The organism is Bacillus sp. FSL P4-0290 (assembly GCF_037975435.1).
Lineage (GTDB): Bacteria > Bacillota > Bacilli > Bacillales > Bacillaceae > Bacillus > Bacillus subtilis.
The window spans coordinates 2104746-2123887 of sequence record NZ_CP150253.1 but is presented as its reverse complement, the minus strand read 5'-3'; the positions used below and the strand labels follow the sequence as shown (position 1 = coordinate 2123887).

Annotated in this window: 15 protein-coding genes and 4 pseudogenes; 7 read left to right on the top strand and 12 right to left on the bottom strand. The window is 37.2% G+C overall.

Going from position 1 to position 19142, the window contains the following annotated elements; genetic code table 11:
• Positions 1–18: 18 nt before the first annotated feature.
• Entirely contained in the window at positions 19–369 is a 351-nt protein-coding gene (locus MKY10_RS11495; RefSeq protein WP_044052683.1) for a hypothetical protein, read from the bottom strand.
• Between the two features lie 46 nt (positions 370–415).
• Between MKY10_RS11495 and MKY10_RS11490 the strand changes: the two are divergent.
• The 3 genes and pseudogenes from MKY10_RS11490 to MKY10_RS11480 all read left to right on the top strand — a co-directional run.
• Positions 416–547 (top strand): annotated as a pseudogene (locus MKY10_RS11490) (SAR2788 family putative toxin); the annotation flags it as partial.
• Positions 548–576: 29 nt separating this feature from the next.
• Positions 577–942 (top strand): hypothetical protein, encoded by a 366-nt coding sequence (locus MKY10_RS11485; protein ID WP_015251934.1) that lies wholly within the window; start codon positions 577–579, stop codon positions 940–942.
• A 221-nt stretch (positions 943–1163) separates the two neighbouring features.
• Positions 1164–1428 (top strand): annotated as a pseudogene (locus MKY10_RS11480) (SOS response-associated peptidase family protein); the annotation flags it as partial.
• Here MKY10_RS11480 and MKY10_RS11475 read toward each other — a convergent pair.
• Positions 1356–1604 (bottom strand): annotated as a pseudogene (locus MKY10_RS11475) (YolD-like family protein); the annotation flags it as partial. The pseudogenes MKY10_RS11480 and MKY10_RS11475 overlap by 73 nt on opposite strands.
• A pseudogene (locus MKY10_RS11470) lies at positions 1600–1959 on the bottom strand (UV damage repair protein UvrX); the annotation flags it as partial. The pseudogenes MKY10_RS11470 and MKY10_RS11475, both read right to left, overlap by 5 nt.
• 357 nt (positions 1960–2316) lie before the next feature.
• Here MKY10_RS11470 and MKY10_RS11465 point away from each other — a divergent pair.
• A complete protein-coding gene (locus MKY10_RS11465; protein ID WP_048654906.1) occupies positions 2317–4380 on the top strand; it encodes a glycosyl hydrolase in 2064 nt (687 codons plus the stop codon).
• A gap of 290 nt (positions 4381–4670) precedes the next feature.
• Here the strand turns inward: MKY10_RS11465 and MKY10_RS11460 are convergent, their stop codons facing one another.
• The 6 genes from MKY10_RS11460 to MKY10_RS11435 form a co-directional block, all read right to left on the bottom strand.
• Entirely contained in the window at positions 4671–5690 is a 1020-nt protein-coding gene (locus MKY10_RS11460; protein ID WP_015251932.1) for a substrate-binding domain-containing protein, read from the bottom strand.
• Between the two features lie 262 nt (positions 5691–5952).
• A complete protein-coding gene (locus MKY10_RS11455) occupies positions 5953–7317 on the bottom strand; it encodes a glycoside hydrolase family 1 protein (protein WP_015251931.1) in 1365 nt (454 codons plus the stop codon).
• 300 nt (positions 7318–7617) lie between these two features.
• Positions 7618–8235, bottom strand: a complete 618-nt coding sequence (locus MKY10_RS11450) for a hypothetical protein (RefSeq protein ID WP_015251930.1) — start codon at positions 8233–8235, stop codon at positions 7618–7620.
• 53 nt (positions 8236–8288) lie between these two features.
• On the bottom strand, positions 8289–9557 hold the full coding sequence (locus tag MKY10_RS11445) for a sugar ABC transporter substrate-binding protein (RefSeq protein ID WP_038429103.1): 1269 nt from the start codon (positions 9555–9557) through the stop codon (positions 8289–8291).
• 92 nt (positions 9558–9649) lie between these two features.
• The gene (locus MKY10_RS11440; RefSeq protein ID WP_236833390.1) at positions 9650–10531 is read right to left on the bottom strand and encodes a carbohydrate ABC transporter permease; all 882 of its coding nucleotides are present in this window, start codon (positions 10529–10531) and stop codon (positions 9650–9652) included.
• Between the two features lie 19 nt (positions 10532–10550).
• Positions 10551–11435 carry a sugar ABC transporter permease gene (locus MKY10_RS11435; RefSeq protein ID WP_038429104.1) on the bottom strand — a complete coding sequence of 295 codons (885 nt, stop codon included), beginning with the start codon at positions 11433–11435 and terminating at the stop codon, positions 10551–10553.
• Positions 11436–11971: 536 nt separating this feature from the next.
• Between MKY10_RS11435 and MKY10_RS11430 the strand changes: the two genes are divergently transcribed.
• From MKY10_RS11430 to MKY10_RS11420, 3 genes are all read left to right on the top strand, one after another.
• A complete protein-coding gene (locus tag MKY10_RS11430; protein ID WP_048655130.1) occupies positions 11972–14212 on the top strand; it encodes an alpha-galactosidase in 2241 nt (746 codons plus the stop codon).
• Positions 14213–14227: 15 nt separating this feature from the next.
• Complete coding sequence (locus MKY10_RS11425) at positions 14228–15196, top strand: ROK family protein (RefSeq protein WP_015251925.1); 969 nt, start codon at positions 14228–14230, stop codon at positions 15194–15196.
• A gap of 567 nt (positions 15197–15763) precedes the next feature.
• A complete protein-coding gene (locus MKY10_RS11420) occupies positions 15764–15838 on the top strand; it encodes a putative holin-like toxin (protein WP_256683490.1) in 75 nt (24 codons plus the stop codon).
• Positions 15839–16120: 282 nt separating this feature from the next.
• On the opposite strand, the gene yobK is transcribed toward MKY10_RS11420, so the two are convergent.
• From yobK to MKY10_RS11405, 3 genes are all read right to left on the bottom strand, one after another.
• Positions 16121–16579, bottom strand: coding sequence for a type VII secretion system immunity protein YobK (yobK, locus tag MKY10_RS11415; RefSeq protein WP_015251924.1), 459 nt, complete (start codon positions 16577–16579; stop codon positions 16121–16123).
• A gap of 9 nt (positions 16580–16588) precedes the next feature.
• Positions 16589–18388: an LXG family T7SS effector ribonuclease toxin YobL gene (gene yobL, locus MKY10_RS11410; RefSeq protein ID WP_048655129.1), complete on the bottom strand. Its 1800-nt coding sequence runs from the start codon at positions 18386–18388 to the stop codon at positions 16589–16591.
• 100 nt (positions 18389–18488) lie between these two features.
• Positions 18489–19046, bottom strand: coding sequence for an SMI1/KNR4 family protein (locus MKY10_RS11405; RefSeq protein WP_015251922.1), 558 nt, complete (start codon positions 19044–19046; stop codon positions 18489–18491).
• Positions 19047–19142: the final 96 nt, after the last annotated feature.

The window sequence follows — 19142 nt, the reverse complement described above, 5'->3', positions numbered from 1 at the left end:
TTGCATAAAACAATTATATCATTGAATTTTCCAACTCATTTCAATAAGTTTATTCATGATGATAGCTAAACTTTCACCAGCTTTTTGTGGCTTCTCACCTGCTTTTATCAGAGTAATTAAAGCACTTAAATAGTCCATTAAGCTATTTTGATTTATTGTAACTGTTTCTTTATAAGCTTTGTAAGCTTCCTCGAACTGATCAAATTGCACACCCTTCATAGCAGCAACAGCTAATTTATCAGAAATATTTCCATATGACTCTGTTACACTAAAAAATCTTTTGACATTGATTAGTAAGGCAATGCACTTTAAATAATCGTACCCCAGACCAATATGTAAATTGCCTGTTGCAAACAGCAAATCGTTCAAAACTGTGTACGGTTCACCATTCCTTGCAACTGTCTCAATCCCTTTGTATAAGTATAATAAAAAGACAAATGAATTTTTATCTGTAGAACGCTCAGGTAATAAGGACACTATAATAACTTACTTTAAGCCAAAACATCCAAATAAAAAGGCTGGTTATAATTATTATAAAAATCAATAGGAACTATAAATATATAAAGAGGGATTGCTATGCCAAAATTATATACATGTTTAATTTGCGGATATAAAGGATTAATTCAAAACCCATTAAACAATGATGGTGAGTATCAAAAAACATTTGAAATCTGCCCTTGTTGTGATTTTGAATACGGCTACAGTGAAGATCATGAAGTAAGCTTAGGTTTTATTGTAACGCCAGATTACTTAATTGAAGCTGCAATTCAGTTATACCGAAAACAATGGATTGAGAATGGCATGAAAATTGCAAATCCTAAATATATTCCAGATGAATTAAGAAACGGTAACTGCTTAAAATTTGAGGTGTTGTTAAAGCAATTGAATAGCCTAAATCTCGATACAGAAAACTTTGAAATCAAGGGATTTAATGGTTATTAAGCAGATCCAAGCCCCCATATGGGGGCGTTCTTATTATTGTACAGTCTATCAGAACTATTTATAGAAAAACTATTTAATGTATTGTATAAATATCACTGACCTTTTCTTTCTCCATTCAACTTCCTTAACCCTCAACTGTTTGCTGCTGCATCACATTCCTCCTTTTTGATTTTTGTGTATCAAGCCTGTACAATATTCAAAAACCCTAAAGGATGATGAACATGTGTGGCAAGTTCACTTTATTTTCTGAGTTTGATGACATCATTGAGCAATTCAACATAGATCAATTCTTACCTGAAGGTGAATATCACCCTAGCTATAATGTCGCTCCTTCACAAAACATCCTGACAATTATCAACGATGGATCCAATAACCGGTATTATCCCTCCATGGGCTAAAGATGAAAAGATCGGCTATAAAATGATTAATACCCGCGCTGAAACATTGTCCGAGAAACCCAGCTTTCGAAAGCCGCTCGTAAGTAAACGAATGGAAACGCCTTGATCCAAAGACATTGTATTGTCATTCTGGTCTTTTACATGAAGCCTGTGTTGTTCAAAATTAATGTAATGGACTCTGCCGGTGACATTTTCAACGAATCCATTGTTAAAGAGTTTGAATTTCAACTCTTTATTAAATTCAAGTACCTCAGAGACAACTAATCTGCCCTTGCATCAAAGGAGCTCCTATTTCTGATAAATCGATTCCATGAGCATGATAATACAACTGGTTTCCCATTATTCCGAACTTCTTTTCAAGCAGCTCTAAAGGAAATTTGGCTAACTGATCTACAGTCGATATTGCCATCCGATTTAGGTTTCTTTCCATCCTCCCTCCTATCCCCCACATTTTAGACAACGGGTGAAACTTCCAGAGTTTATTTGGCACATCCTCTTATCTCCAACGTGCAATGCCACTCTTTGTTTTCTTACTTTCCAGGTCAAGCGCAAGCTTACTCAGCAACATATTATCTCCAATGCCTACTGTGCACATCAAACCAAATTCTCTCCATATGCTGAAAGCTGTTAGATGCAGTGAATGGCCTTTTCGTCAATTTGTCTTTTTTTAAAAAAGGCCTATCTAAAAGCTCGGGAAAGAAATGCTTATCTTTGCTACACTGATCATATTTTCATAAACGTGCTTTATCTCATTAAACAGCCAAGGACACTCTTCCCTCGCGACATTCTGTGTGTAGAATTTTTACAACCGGCCTTCTGTTCAAACAAGAAATTTAGTTTATTTACAGAAAACACATCTTTTTAATTTATCGAAAACCTTAAAAATTAATTTTTTTACTTTATTTATTAAGCAACTAAATATATAATATAAAATTGAAGCGCTTTCAACATTAAATGATTAAAAGGAGGAACTGGTTTGCTGAAAAAAGGATGGATTTCTTTTACGGGTGCTTTCGTTTTATCTTCTTCTCTTCTTATGCCTTCCGCACAAGCCCAGGAGCAGATTATTAATCTTGTAGATGCTGAAGCATCAACGTCGACAAAACAGCTGTTTTCTTACTTGCAAAGTATTAGCGGCGAAAAAGTTTTGTTCGGCCAGCAGCACGCAACGGATGAGGGAATTACCGTTACCGGACCCGGTCTGCGGACAGGTTCTACCGAATCTGAAGTGAAAAACTCGGTCGGTGACTATCCCGCCCTCTTTGGCTGGGATACGCTCAGTCTTGATGGCTATGAAAAGCCGGGATCACGTGAACAATCTGCCGCCGAAAATCGAGCCAATCTGATCAAATCGATGAAAACCGCACATGAACTTGGTGGCATCTTAACGCTTAGTACTCATCCGCATAACTTTGTAACCGGCGGCGACTTTTATGACACAAGCGGCCGTGTAGTCAAAAATATCCTGCCGGGCGGAAGCTATAATGCTAGATTCAATGAATGGCTTGACAACATTGCTGCTTTTGCAAATGATTTGAAAGACAACGAAGGCAAAGATATTCCTGTGATTTTCCGCCCGTTCCACGAGCAAACCGGCGGCTGGTTCTGGTGGGGAGCTCAAACCACTTCGGCTGCAGAATACAAAGAACTTTACCGATATACTGTAGAATACTTGCGTGATGTAAAAGGCGTCGATAACTTTTTATACGCTTTTTCACCAGGTGCATCTTTTAACGGAGATGAAGAGAAATACCTAAAAACCTATCCTGGAGATGATTATGTTGATGTTTTAGGATTTGATCAGTATGATAATCCAAACAATCCGGGGTCTGAAGGGTTTTTAAATACTCTCGTAGTAGATCTTGGCATGCTCTCAAAATTAGCAGACTCGAAAGGGAAAATAGCTGCTTTAACTGAATATGGACTTGGATTAAAAACAAACGGAAACCTTGACACACAATGGTTCACGAGAGTGCTTGATGCCATCAAAGCAGATCCCTATGCAAGAAAAATTTCTTATATGCAGACCTGGGCTAACTTCGGGCTTAATGGCAACTTGTTTGTTCCATACAAAAATGCACCAAATGGGCTCGGAGATCACGAGTTACTTCCTGACTTTATCAATTTTTATAAAGACCCCTATTCTGCTTTCTCGAAAGATGTTGGGAATATATACAGAGGAGCAGTACCGGAAACAGTTGCAGAAAAGCCGTTTATGCATATTGTTTCGCCAATTGACCGTAGTCTTTCGCTCCAAAAAGTTACACCAATCAGCGTTAGTGTGATTCAGGGTAAACCCAAAGATATTTATTATACCGTGAATGACAAAGCGAAGAAGTACCCTCTTGTCAAAGGTGATGGTTATTATTATGAAGGGTCTGCTGCTTTAAAAGGTGACAAAGCAACTATTCATGTAACAGCCGAATTTGCTGATGGAACCTCTCAAAAACAAACGATTAAGGTGTATTTAAAAGAGCCAGAAAAACAGCCACCAACAGTTGTTGATACATTTGAGACATATTATGGCGATGATGAACAGCTGCAGGCTGCCTTTGCTACTCAAGGTGATCCCTTAAAGCTATCGTTAACCAGTAGCGTAAAAACGGAAGGTTCCTATGCATTAAAATATGACTATTCACTAGCTGGAGCAGGTTATACTGGCATGACCAAATCTCTAGATAGTGTTGACTGGGCTGAAGCAGATTCAATTGATTTCTGGCTGAAAGCAGACGGTGGAAATCAAAAAATGGTTGTTCAACTCAATGCCGGAGGAATCGCCTTCGAGGCGTATCCGTCACTTGCTTCTAAAACAGCCAGCGAGGTATCAATCCCATTTTCCGAATTTAAACCGGCCCCATGGGAATCTGCCGAACGGCAAAAAGAAACATTAACAGCTGAACACTTGAAAAGTGTAAGGGCGTTTTCTATTTATGTAAATGCTACGGGATCAGAACCTGTTAACGGCACGATTTACCTTGATAATATTCGTGTATCATCTTCTGGAAAAACAGACTTTACCGATATACCGGCCAGCCACTGAGCACATATATATAATGGCTACTATTCTGATTCGGGCCTATGAATGGAAAAACGGATCTGTTTCAATTAACATCTTTCCTTTATAATTCAGAATATATAGTGAATCTGTTGGAAAAGCCCAACAGATTCACTTAATAGGTGTCAAATGCTCTCCGCTACAACTTCGTATAGCTTCTCTTTGATTAGAAAACATTAAAATTACTTTGTGCAAAGCTTATTAACTTACTAATTTTATTAAAACTATGATTGTAATAATTTGAATATAAAAAAGCATAGACAAGAGGTCTATACTCATTGGGGAGAGGCAGTTGGAGAACTGACAGAATCGCGGTAAATGATACGACCCTTTACTTGGACCCGACCAAATTTTTTAGAAGGATCGTTTACTTTTTCATACATAAATTGAACAGCGGTACGTGCCATTTCTTCCACATCGACAGCTACAGTTGTTAATTCAGGAAACCCGATTGTTGCATAAGCATCATTGTCGAAACCAACTACTGATACATCTTCCGGTACCTGATATCCGTGTAAGACGAGCTTATTAATCAAGAGGCGTGCTACCTGGTCACAGTTACAAACAAAGGCAGTTGGCATTTGGTCTGGCAATTGAATATCTACAAATTTCCCCTCTTCATTCCGGTCATTTAAAATATAATTGTCGTTTCTTTCTAACCTGTGTTCAAGGAGCGATTTATAATAACCCAAAAAGCGGTCTTGAATACTGCTTGTCGCGTATAAATTACCGACGTATCCGATTTCCTTGTGTCCTTTGCTGATCAAGTAGTTTGTTAAATCGTAGGCGCCATAAAAGTTATCCGTAATAACCGCATCCATATCTGTTTTCTCATCATAAAAATCCATAAATACTACTGGAATATTTACGGACTGCATCATCTCAATGTATTCTTTACTGACCTGCCCCAATATAATCAGACCATCTACTTTTTGTTCCGAGTAAATACGTGGCGGCACTAAAGTTTTTTCATCATTTGAACTTAAAATGTGAAGGATGCCGTAATAACCTTTTTGCTCCAGCGATTTAGACAGAGACTGATAGATGTTTAAATAAAATGACTGCGTCATGCCCGTAAATCGTTCTGGAATAGTAACACCAATATTATAAGAACGCCCGTCTTTCATGGCACGGGCTGATGTGTTGTAGCGATAACCCATTTCATCAGCTACTTGTTTGATTTTTAATTTGAGATCAGCACTGACTCCTTCTTTATCATTTAAAGCTTTCGATACTGTTACGCTGCTTACACCAAGCTTTTCTGCAATATCTCGCATGGTAATATTAGTTTTCAAATCCTCGCTCCTCTCTGAATTATTGTTAATCGATAACTTAATTTTATGGCTAATAAAATCTTTTGTCAATGAGGCTTACTGAAATCCACCCCGAGAGCGTGCACAGATTGGTACGTAAATTTTAATACAACAGCAGCGAATAGTATGAGCGGAACAATTAAAGCCTATATTCACTGTTTTTAATATAAACAATGGATATAGGCGGAGTATGGCAAATCATTAATTATCAACGTTTTAAATCTAGCACAAAACTATTATTTGTTTATAACTTAACCCCGTTTGAAGAAATTACTCCCTTAAACCAATCGAAGCTTTTCTTCTTATATCTATTCAAATCTCTTAAATTTGTTTCATCTCTGTTTACGAAAACAAAGCCATAACGCTTCTTCATCTCACCTTGAGAGCTTAAAATATCCGTTGATCCCCACGAAAGGTATCCGATAACATCTACACCTTCTTTCATGGCCAGTTTCATTTGTTCAATATGTTCCCTTAGATAATCAATACGATACTGATCTTCCACTGTTTGGTTTTCGTCCAGCTCTTCTCTTACACCAATCCCATTCTCTGTTATGAAAATAGGCAGCCGATAACGGGCATACATATCTTTTAAAGCCACTCTTAAGCCAATTGGATCAATTGCCCATCCCCACTCATTGGTATCTAGTTTTGGATTCGGACATACACCTGAAATAATGTGTCCATCCGTTTCCGGCAGGTGCTTAACCGTTTGACTCTGATAATAGCTGAGGCTTAAGTAATCAACTGTGTTATCCTTAAGTAATTCAGCATCTCCCTCTTCAAACACCGGCATTATGTTGTTCTGCTCAAGATGACTGGTAACATAAGATGGATACTCGCCGTGCACAAATACATCAAAATAAAAGTCTGTCAATAACTCTTTTGCTTTCATATTTGCTATAGCATCTTTTGGATCACAGGTCGCTGGATACGTTGTTAGGTAGGTTACCATTCCTGCCATTTGTCCATTTGGCACTAACTCATGCAGAGCTTTTACCGCCTTAGCATGTGCAATAAAAGCATTGTGGCACACCTGATATCTTAAAGCCTCAACTGATTCATTATCAGCCAATGTAACTCCCCAATATTGCGGGTTTGTTAAAACAAGATTTTGCTCATTAAAAGTAAGCCAATATTTAACTTTTCCTCCAAATCGTTTAAATACTGTCCTTGCATATTTATCAAATAACTCTACGACTTTTCTGGAAGCAAAACCGTTATATTTTTCTGCCAACGCCAAAGGTAAATCAAAATGATAAAGAGTGATAACAGGCTGGATTCCGTTTGTCAGCATCTCATCAAATAATTCATCATAAAACTTTAAACCTTCTTCATTAGGTTCTCCTTCTCCATCTGGAAAAACCCTTGACCATGAAATGCTTGTGCGGTAGGCATTAAATCCCATTTCTTTAAAAAGCGCAATATCCTCTTTATAGCGATGATAAAAATCCACTGCTACCTTCCAATTTGAATGATTATTCTTTACCGGCCTTGCATCTACTATAGACGGGCCCTTTCCCCCCTCATTCCAAGCACCTTCAGTTTGAAAAGATGTTACCGCTCCTCCCCAGAAAAAACCCTCGGGGATAATATTCTTATTATTCATTTCTTTGCACTCCTTAATTGTGAAATAACATTGCAGGCTTACCTCAAGAACATTCTTTCAAGGCGTATGTTTAAGCGAAAAAAGAAATCTTATGTTGTATTACCTTATAATTATCGCTCTCCGCCATTCTGGTAGAGTTCTCTCCAGAATAGTTTTACTGCTTTTGCTGAGTCTTCCGCACAAACACATCTATTACGCACCACTATAGAGCAGGAACATAAAAAGCGGAAGCAGGCTACATTTGATAAACCTTAGGTGCATCCTGCAAACAAATAACGGTCTAAGTCAGATCTAGTATTCTTAGTTCAAAACTTCACTTTTGTAGATTTTTCTCAATATCATAGTCCCACACATAACATAGAGAGAAGGAGCAATGAATATAAGAAAAATTAAATTCATCTGACTTAATAAAACTATGACTAAAAATACAGCAAATAATAAAATAGATCGTACAAACCTTTTAAACATTAAATAAAAACCATAAAATAAAGCTTTCTTTACACTTAAATTCAACTTAACCAAGTTCCACGATACATATGTGAATAGCACCACTCCCAATAAATACAAATAAACAAACGCAAACTTTGTAAAAACTCCTATATCTGCCGGTACGGATTCAGGTAATGGAAATATGATAAACAGCCCTGTATAAATAAAAAAACAAAAAGTAAACAATGAAATTTTTTTATAACCTTTGTATTTTTGGCTTCTCTCTCGAAGTCCTTCCCTAATAGAAACCCCGTTCCCCAAAAGAACTTCATCCATCATTTCAACCAATGTACAGAAAGAAGCAACAAGACCAAATATAAAGAACTCTTTTATCAACGCTACCCAAAAGAATACACTCGTTTTAGCCAGGCTAAAGACCAAATCCATTATCCAGAAAACCTTGCTGTCTAAATACGTACTTTTATTCATCCGTTTCACCTTCTTGAAATAAGGTACTTGATTTAACAAGTACCTTTTCGTTATTATTTCAGGTTATATTCTTTGCGAATCTGATCCGCAATTTTTTTCAATTCTTTTTCCGCATCGAGATCCTTCAAATTAATATTGTCAATGACCGGCTGGATTTTATTTGCAATCTCGGCATAATCAGGTGTATACGGTGCATTCATAACAGTTTTGCCTTCTTGAAGAAGCGTTCCTAATGAAGCTGCATTCTCCGGCGCGTTTTTCATAGTAGTTATTTTATCTGCATGACGCTTTACCACTGGAATTGCGTTAATTGTATCAATCTGGATATCCTGCCCTTTACCGGTTGATAGGAACTTCAGCAACTCAAATGCTTCTTCAGGATGTTTTGTCCCTTTTCCAATACCGATTGGCAGATAAGAAGCTGCAGATACATTGCCGGCTTTTCCTGCTGGCATTGGTGCCACATCCCACTCAAAGGAAACGTTTTTCTCTGTATCTGCCCAGTCCCATGGGCCCATTAATTTCATGCCCGCTTTTCCAGTTAGGAACAAATTAGACATGCCCTGTGCTTGAGCTGAAGTTGGTTGAACTTTATATTTGTTGATAAGATCGGATCCAAACTGGATTGCTTCAATTGTTTCCGGCGAGTCCACTGTCACTGTCTTGCCATCTTGACTTATGTATGATCCCCCGTTTTGAACCAAAATTTCCCCAGTATAGTAGTTTTCAATTCCAAACTGTACTGTTTTTCCACCTTCAACTTTTGTTAATTTCTTCGCTGCATTAAGGAAGTCATCCCAAGTCCAATCATCTGAAGGATATGGCACTCCTGCTTCATCAAACATATCTTTGTTATAGCCCATCTGGAATGTCGCTGCATCACGAATCAGCGCGTATTGCTTGCCATCAACCTTACCCATTTCAAGAATGTTAGGCAAGTATTCATCTTTATTGATCTCTTTATCAGATAGATCCATCAATACATTTTTAGATACTAACTGTCCAAAGGCAGATGGTTGGATCCAAACTAAGTCTGGCTGGTCACCGCCGGCAGACATTGTTAGGAACTTGTCGTTAAACTTATCGTATGGAGCATAAACCATTTCAACATTGACACCAGGATTTTCTTTCTCAAATGCTTTAAAGATTTCATTTTCCAGTTTTGTACCTTCTGGATTGTTATTCCAAACTAATATACGGAGCGTCACACCATTCTTTGAGTCCCCACTTGACGTATCAGATCCAGAACATCCTGACAAAAAGGCTGATAAAGCCAGCACAAGGGTTAAAAGGAAAACACCTAATCCTTTCTTCTTAAACATCGAATTACTCCCCCTATTTATTTAGTAAAATATAGATAAGATTCCAGAAAAGGTCATTATCTAGCGTGACCCTTACTAATCAAACCTAGCTATTACTTTCCACCAGTAGTAGCGATACCTTCTATGAAATACTTCTGCCCAACAAAAAACATGATTATCAAAGGCAGAATAATAAGCACACTTGCTGCCATCATTGGTCCCCATTCTATCAATAATGCACCCTTGAATTGGAGAATCCCTAAAGCTAGCGTGAATTTAGAATCGTCATTGAGATAAATTAACGGTCCCAAGAAATCGTTCCAAGTCCACATGAAGCTCAGCAAGGCAACAGTAATGACTGCCGGAGTGGATAACGGAAGGACAATCCGCCAGAAGATTCCCAGAGTGCTGCACCCATCCAAATAAGCTGATTCTTCAAGCTCTTTTGGGATGGTTTTAAAAAACTGTCGAAGCAAGAAAATAAAGTAAGCGTTACCAAAAAAAGCAGGAACAATTAGCGGCAAAAAAGTATTTGTCCAACCAAGTTTCGCAAAAATCATGTATACAGGAATCATGGTGACTTGCGGAGGGAGCATCATAGTTGCCAACAACAAGATAAACCAAACATCCCGTCCTTTTCCCTTAATTCGTGCAAAACCGTAAGCTACCAATGTCGAGGATAAAACCGTCCCAATTACCGTTGCTACAGTAACAATGATGGAGTTTAAATAATATTGACCAAAGTCCACGATAGTGAATACGTCTATATAATTCGCAAAATCCCATACCTTCGGCAGCAAACTAGGTGGAAAAGAAATGGCTTCATTTTCAGGCTTTAGTGATGTCCCAACCAACCATAAAAATGGAAAGATGAAAACGATAGATAAACTGACAAGAAGTCCGTATGTCAGAATTCTTTCAAAAAGTTTACCTTTTTTTATGCTGCTCTCTTTTTTTATCCTCACTGCTTTGGTTTTTACTTTTGCGATTTCCACTCCACTTTCCCTCCCTCACTTATTCGTCATATTCATAGTAGACTTTTTTTCCAAATACCTTAAATTGAATCAGTGTGAAAACTAAAATGATGAGAAATAGAATCCAAGCAAGAGCGGATGCATACCCCATCTTAAAAAACTTGAATGCATCTTGATACAAGTAGAAAACATAAAATAGAGATTTATAATTTGGTCCACCGTTTCCACTGCTTACAACATACGCTTGTGTAAAAATTTGAAAAGCGCCGATGAGTCCCATGATTAAATTAAAAAAAATAACGTTTGATGTCATAGGTATTGTTATATTCCAAAACTTCGATAACTTCCCTGCTCCATCAAGCTCAGCAGCTTCATAGAGAGAGGCAGGCACATTTTGAAGGCCGGCCAGGTAGATAACCATTCCTCCACCTGCTCCCCATAGACTCATAATTATTAAAGAAGGTTTAACCATTGCCTCACTCAGCAACCAATTCGAGGTTGGCAGATGAAAAAATGAAAGGATCGCATTCGCAATGCCAAAATCCGGCTGAAAAATCAAGATCCATAATAAAGAGCTGGCAACAGTGGGAACAAGAGACGGTAAATAGAATACAGTTCTAAAAAACCCCATAAACTTTACTTTTGCGTTTAAAAGGACCGCTAACAGATAACCAACTATCAATCCAAGCGGTACTGCAAAAACGGTATAAAAAAGTGTATTCCATAATGATTGCCAAAACAAAGGATCTTCTGTAAATATCTTTTGATAATTTTCAAATCCTACCCAATTTGCTGATCCAAGACCCGAATAGTCAGTAAAGGACATATATAACGAATACACCATGGGCCCCGCTGTAAAAACAAAGAACCCAATCAACCAAGGTAAGATGAACATGTAGAACAAAAATGTTTTCGATTTATGCATTTTCCACCCCGCCTTATCTAATTTTTAATAAGGAACTCCACATGACTTTATCAAATATCCTGGGAATTCTCGAAAACCTTCAAACCCTTTAGATCAGTTTTCAAAAAATTCTTTGTTTTTCACTCCCTTTTAAAAAAATTAAATCACTAATCAGTTAACTTAATTATTAACTTAACTTAAACAATCGTTAATCGCTAACTTAATAAAATAATTATATATTCACCAGAATTAAATGTCTATACTTTTTTGAAATTTTCAAAAATAAAACAGAAAACGCTTACAAATATTGATTTAATTCTAATTTGTTCCTAACTATCAAGAAATAACTAAGATTAGACACATGATTTGTGATGAGTTCGTTTATTAAGTAACGGTTTAGTTTTAATTTAAGTTTATATTGTCAAAAAATAAATAGTTTATTTTGATAATTTTTGTTATAATTTAAGTCGCTTGCAACTTTCTTTTTATTTTCTCTATTATTTTGTAAGTGCTTTCTAAAATAAGGGTTTATTATTAGTAAGGAGTGGTGAATAGTAATGCCGATTAAGGTCAATGAGGAAACGAAAGAATTTCATCTTTTCAACCGAAATATTAGTTATATTTTTAGGGTGTTAGAAAAAAGCAAGCAACTAGAGCACCTGTATTATGGAAAAAAAATAAAACACCGGGAGTCATTTAAGCATCTTATTGAGCGCGAAATAAGACCTTCTTGCAATATGTTTGAAGGCGATCACACTTCATCATTAGAACACATAAAACAAGAATACCCAAGTTTTGGAACTACAGACTATCGATATCCCGCCCATATGATAACAAATGATGCAGGCAGCCATGTTACAAATTTTCAGTTTGAAAGCTATGAAATTATTCAAGGAAAGCCCCTACTCAATCAATTGCCTGCGACTTATGTAGAAAATGAGAGTGAAGCGGAGACCATCGAAATCACATTAGTGGATCATACTTTAAAGAGCAAATTAATTTTAAGTTATTCTATTTATGCGGATAGAAGTGTTATTTGCCGAAATTCTAGATTTATCAATACCGGTGAGGAAGCATTTTATCTTAATAATGCTATGAGCATGAATGTTGATTTCCCAGACGACAACTATGAAATGGTTCATCTAGCAGGAGCTTGGGCCCGTGAAGCTCACATGGAAGTGCAAAAAATATCAAAAGGAATCCAATCTGTCTATAGCACGAGAGGTGCCAGCAGCCATGTCCACAATCCTTTTCTTGCTTTGAAGCGGCCGGATACCACTGAACACACCGGTGATGTATATGGATTCAGCCTGGTATACAGCGGTAACTTTTTAGCCCAGGTTGAAGTAGACGCATATAGTGTAACCCGGGTAATGATGGGAATTAACCCTTTCTGTTTTAAGTGGAAATTAAATTCAAAAGAATCCTTCCAAACCCCTGAATGTGTTATGGTGTTTTCTGACCAAGGATTAAACGGAATGAGTCAAACATTTCATGAGCTTTACCGTACAAGGTTGGTTAGGGGAAATTGGCGTGATAAAGACCGCCCTATCTTAATTAACAACTGGGAAGCCACGTATTTTAATTTCAATGAAGAAAAAATCTTAACAATTGCCAAGGCGGCCAAGGACTTAGGAATTGAGCTATTCGTTTTGGATGATGGCTGGTTTGGAGAAAGACATGATGATACAAGTTCACTTGGGGACTGGTTCACAAACAAAGAAAAATTGCCAACTGGCATTAAAGGCTTATCTGAAAAAATAGATGTATTAGGGTTAAAATTCGGCTTGTGGTTTGAGCCAGAGATGGTATGCAAAGGTACAAAGCTATTAAATGAACATCCGAATTGGATTATCGCCACTCCTGGCCGCTCGCCTTCACATGGCCGCAACCAGTTTATTTTGGATTTTACAAGAGAAGAAGTGGTCGATCATATCTTCTCGCTCATGGATGAGATTATCACGGGTACAAAAATAAGCTACATCAAATGGGATATGAACCGGTATATTACAGAAGCTTATTCAATGAGCTTGGCTGCAGATCAACAAGGGGAGGTTTATCATCGGTATATTCTAGGAGTCTATAGTCTTTACGAGCGTTTAATCCAAAAACATCCACAAATTTTGTTTGAATCTTGTGCAGGAGGAGGAGCTCGTTTTGATCCGGGGATGCTATATTATGCTCCCCAAGCTTGGGCCAGTGATGACACAGATGCAGTTGAACGATTAAAAATTCAATATGGGACTTCTATGGTTTATCCACTAAATTCTATAGGAAGCCACGTTTCGGCTGTTCCGAACCATCAGGTCGGCAGGACCACACCGATTGAATCTCGGGCAAATGTTGCCTATTTCGGCACATTTGGCTACGAACTTGATGTAACAAAACTAAATGATGAAGAAAAAAGAAAAGTGAAAGAACAGGTTTCCTTCTTTAAAGAAAAACGCAATCTAATTCGTAACGGACAGTTTTACCGGCTGCAAAACCCTTTTGAATCCAACGAAGTGTCTTGGATGATTGTATCAGAAGATCAAAGAGAAGCAATCGTGGGATATTATAAGATCCTCGCAAAACCAAACGATAAATACTACCGTATTAAATTAAAAGGCCTAAACCCTGAGAAACTTTATCATATTAAAGAGCGGGGCAGCAATCATTACGGTGATGAATTAATGAATATAGGAATTATTTTAGCTGAGGACTACACAGACCGCGCTTATGAATATTGGCAAAGGGAGTTGCCAGGTGACTTCTCTTCCGAGATATTTGTACTGAAGGAAGTAGAAACTGCGTTGTAAAAAAGGGGGATACCTATGAATAATTACATGGTTTTTGATATAGGCGGCAGTGCGATTAAATATGCTGTTATTAATGAAAATGGTGATTTTCTTACCAGGGGTTCATTTCCTTCTTCACCCCTTGATTTTGAAAAGTTCATCTCTGAATTGTTACAAGTAACGAGAAAAAATCAAGATAAGTACCAGATTTCCGGGATTGCTCTCAGCAGTCCTGGGGGAGTTAATAGCGACACCGGCATTATAGGGGGAACCAGTGCCCTCCCTTGTATACACGGCCCTAATATAAAAGAAATAATTCAAAACAAAAGCGGTTTGCCAGTTGAAATCGAAAATGATGCAAACTGTGCGGCTTTATGTGAGGTTTGGAAAGGTACAGCTGTAGGTAACAATGATGTTTTATTTGTAGTAATCGGTTCTGGAATCGGCGGTGCAGTTGTAATAGACCGAAAAGTTCATAAAGGAGCTAACTTGCACAGCGGAGAATTCGGCAATATGATCATGGATACTGTTGATGATATAAACAATATTTCTTTCCGGACATGGAGTGAATTAGCTGCAATAGGTGCTCTCGTTCGTCGGGTTGCAGAAATTAAAGGAATCGATGTATCGAATTTAGATGGAAAACAAGTATTTGCAGCAGCTGAAGCAGGTGATCGGGAGTGCATGAAAGCCATCGATGATTTTCATTTATCTTTAGCTAAGGGTATTTTCAACCTCCAGTATGTTTATGATCCGGAGAAAATTATTATTGGCGGCGCAGTCAGCAGCAATGAAAATCTTATCAAACAAATAAATAAAAAAATTGATATCATAATGAATTCATTGCAGGGTGCAAAAGTACGTCCAATAATAGAAGCATGCAAATTTGGAAATGATGCTAATCTTCTCGGTGCTTTATTCCATTACTTTCAGTGTCGAGATATAGACTGGAAAAGAACAATGCCTGATCCTGACCATGAAACTTACGACAGAAGTCCTGCATAAATGCAGAGCTTCTTTTACGAAATTAGTTACAAGCCAATGGCTGTCCCCAAGACAATTGGGATAAAAACTATTCTTTTAAATCTTTATATTCCTTACAAATCATCCCTAATATTACCCAGTCAGAAAAATTTGCTCAAGAATCAGGTCACGAGACGTCATATTTTGAAGGTGTAGAACGAGGTGAATGTGTTATTAAGTATGGAACTTCTTGAATCAAAAGAAGCAGCAGATGAATATTTTTAGCAACTCAAGGACCAGATTATTTATTAAAATATAATTAATATTAAGGATTTATAAAAAAGATTCCTTGTCCAATTTTAATGGCCAAAATCTCTGATTTTATTAAAAGCTGATTTTTTGGCTTATTTTTATACTGTTGGATGAGTTTTTTAGGATTTGAAATAAAGAAGAACTTGCATTAAAGCACGTCCATTTCACATTGGTAATTTATTATGGAATTATAACGACAAGAACATTTATGTAAAGTATATTTTCTCCTGTACATTAATTTTCTCACTCAAGGGAGTCTTGCTCATCCCCTATGAAAGAGGGTGAGGCTATGTCAACATCCAGGCATTAATGCTAATGCTTGCATTCGGGTCATTTGTAATTGCTCTGTTGACATATATAAATAAAAAATAGACCTCCCTTGAGCCTAAGAACCTGAAGGGATAGGTCTACCAAGAAATCACATCGAGCAAGCCCTTTAGTGGGTAGCTTTAGTACAGAGACGGGGTGTTGATAGCACCCTAGTCTTTTTATTTTATGCATTTTTTATACCTTAAAAAGCATAATCCTTATCCTAATTATAACCATATAGAAATGTTATTTGAATACAATTGCTTTATGGATAAAACCATTATTTTATTTAGATTGAGGATGTGCAACTCAAGTGTATCTATTGAGCAATTGCAATATTTTTACTTAATCGTCCCAGTCTTCATCCTCTTCCCAATCATCTTTCGCTTCCTGAATCTTATTATAAAAAAATTCAATAAAGCTTTCTGCAACAGTATCTTGATAACCAACTACCCTATCCCATTCAACTACAGGGCATTCTCCGTCTTTCATTTTATTTGTATCTAGACAGTAAGCAAAGTAATCAACATCTTCAATAACCACAAGTCCATCAGTAAGGCCATAGTGTTCTTTATATTCATTAGTTCTATTTACAACTGATGCATGATCAAAGTTGTAGCCTAAAACCAAAACGCCGAATAAACCACCAGCACCGTATTTTTCTAAAAACCATTTATAACTGTTGGGGAGATCGCATTGGAGGTTTTCTTCAATGCGACCAATGTTTTCATGACTTGCACCTTCTGTAAATATAGCATTTTGTTTATTTTCATTAATAAAGTTCTCAACCTTCGAATAAATCATATAAACACCTCAATTCTCATTTTCAAATTGTTTCGCTCTCCATTTCCAATATCTCTTTCTAAAGCTCTCGTATTGTGCTTTTAAAACCTTATCATTTCTAAAACTTTCACCATCAGACTTAAGCTGATGAATGACATCACTATATTTTGTATGTAAGCTGTTCGGGATTTCAAGCATTGGGCCAGGTTCTTCTTGAATCAAGTGATGTAAATTAATCTGTGTACCGTCTTTTGCATAAGGGGCATTCCCGTTTTTCATTAGCTGAAGATTTGTAACACCGAATTCTGTTTTTTGATTAATATCAATATCTTTCATAGTATACACTCTACGGCTTACATCTTTAACTTTCCCCTTCGCCTTTACCTTCCCCTCTATTTCATATGCATCATACTTTTCTTTATTTAGCCAAGGGGGGCTTATCTTTTGGCCAGTAAACGGTTTTCTTGTTCCATCCGGTATTTTCTTCGCATTAGTCAAAAGTTCATTCTTAAGGCTTTGGCTATCAACCACATTGTATGGCACGTTATCGGCTAGAGCAAAGTCGTACTTAGGATTATAAGGCAGCAAATCTGGAATCTTGACGTCCTTAATTTTCTTCCCTGCCTGACTTGCTTTGTTTATGACCTTCCCCGCTGCATCTGCTTTGTTAATGGCTCCTGCACCTTTTGTACCAACAACAGCTACAGCCACTGAACCAATAGCATAGGTAACCCATCTTGATCTAGAATAGGCATCTCCATTCACCATATCCTTTTGATATGACTCTTCTATTGCTGCTGAAATGGCATCGTAAGTTTTCACCGGATGAATAACTGCATTCCCCAGTGCTGAGAGTGTTTCTCCCGGATCGGTGATGAAATCCCACATGCCAGTTACAGTGTCTTTGCCAACATTATATAAGCCTACTCCGACACCTTTTACGATATCCCAGGTGATTTCTCCTGCTCCTTCTAGCTGCTTCGCTTGTTCAATTTGCACTGCAAGCTGCACTTGAGTTGGCTCCAGATTCTCGTACCCTACTTTCTTAGCAATCTCTAAATATTCATCAGGGTCAGATACACCGTCATTAAGTTTTTTCTTTAATTCCTTGATTTCACGTTCCTTTGCTTCTTCTTTCTTCACACTTAAGTAAGCTTCAGAATGCTTTTCAATATCGCCTTTTTTCTTATGTATGTCACTTTCTCTGTACGCTTTAGCGTTATAGTGAATTGGTGTAGCGTTTTTTCCTTTGCCTGTTGATTCCTGCAGCTTTTTATCTTGCTGAATAAATTGTTCGTTTGGTTCTGTTTCAGCGTATTCTGTTTTTAAATCCTCATCAAGCTTGTTTAGCTTATCGATTGTTTTTGCACGTTTGTCATCTGCAAAAGAAAGTTTGTCTTTGAAGTCTTCTGTTGAGAATATTTCAAGGGGAAGGATATCATTGATGTTGTTTAATATGTCTTTCATTGCTTTTTTCTGTTCAGACATAATGGATTTTGATTTTGCATAAGCGTTAGCCAACTCGTGTTCTAGAAAGGATTCTTCTATGTAAGCATCAGACATCTTCGCATCTTCAAGTGTTGCAGACATGCTGCTTAAGAAAGCAATCTTCATGTCAATTAAATCAATCCATTGATCAGTAACACCGACATGATCATGATAAAATGCTTTAATGTTGTCAGCACCCTTGCCTGAAAATTCACTGTCATCTAGGTTAGCTACGTTTTGAAAAGCTTTTCTTAGCTTCACCATTTGCGACCTTAGTTCCTTATACTCTTTGGTTCTTTTATCGGCCTCAAAGAGTAATGAATCAGCCTCAAATACCTTCATATCATTCTCCTTCCTAGACTACTCTATGTAAATTTTACCACAGTAATCTATTTGAATAACAGAAAAAGACAGCCAAAATGACTGTCTTATACATCACACACTATCTTGTTCTATAATAATTTTCTGCGGTATAGTAGCGCCAATCCCAAAAAGGTTCCCCATTGGCCAATATATACCGGTCTAAAAATATTTCAAAGTTTACATTTAATGGATTATATTCTAAACCACTTTCAAATATATAGAGATAGTTGGGATCACCTTCGTTCACTTTATCTTTATCGATCATTAAATGGCATTCTTCCAATAAGTAGCCAATTGGAATACCATTGATATCTTCAAACAAATCCTCATATTTTAACTCCTCTTCAATCTCTTCAAGGCTAAATAGCTGAAGTCCTCCACCTATATTCTCCCCATCAGAAAGAATCTCAAAAATTTTCGCACCGTTATGCAGTGTCATGAACTTCTGATAATCCTCTGGAAGGGTAATCTGATGTTTAGCTTCAAAGCTTTTAATGTCGTTAAGGGTTGCTTTGTCCTGTGAAAATGTAACAAGGAACTCCATGATATCCCCTTCAGAACAAAACAATTGAATGGCTCCTTTTTCATCTAAAAGACTTTTCAAGCCATTTACCGTCTTATGAACAAAGTTAGTCACATACATCACCCCTTTATTTCCTTTTAACAATAACCTTTCAAATTCCAAAAGATGTGAACAGATCGTGATAGGTGCTCTTTTCAGTGAATATAATGC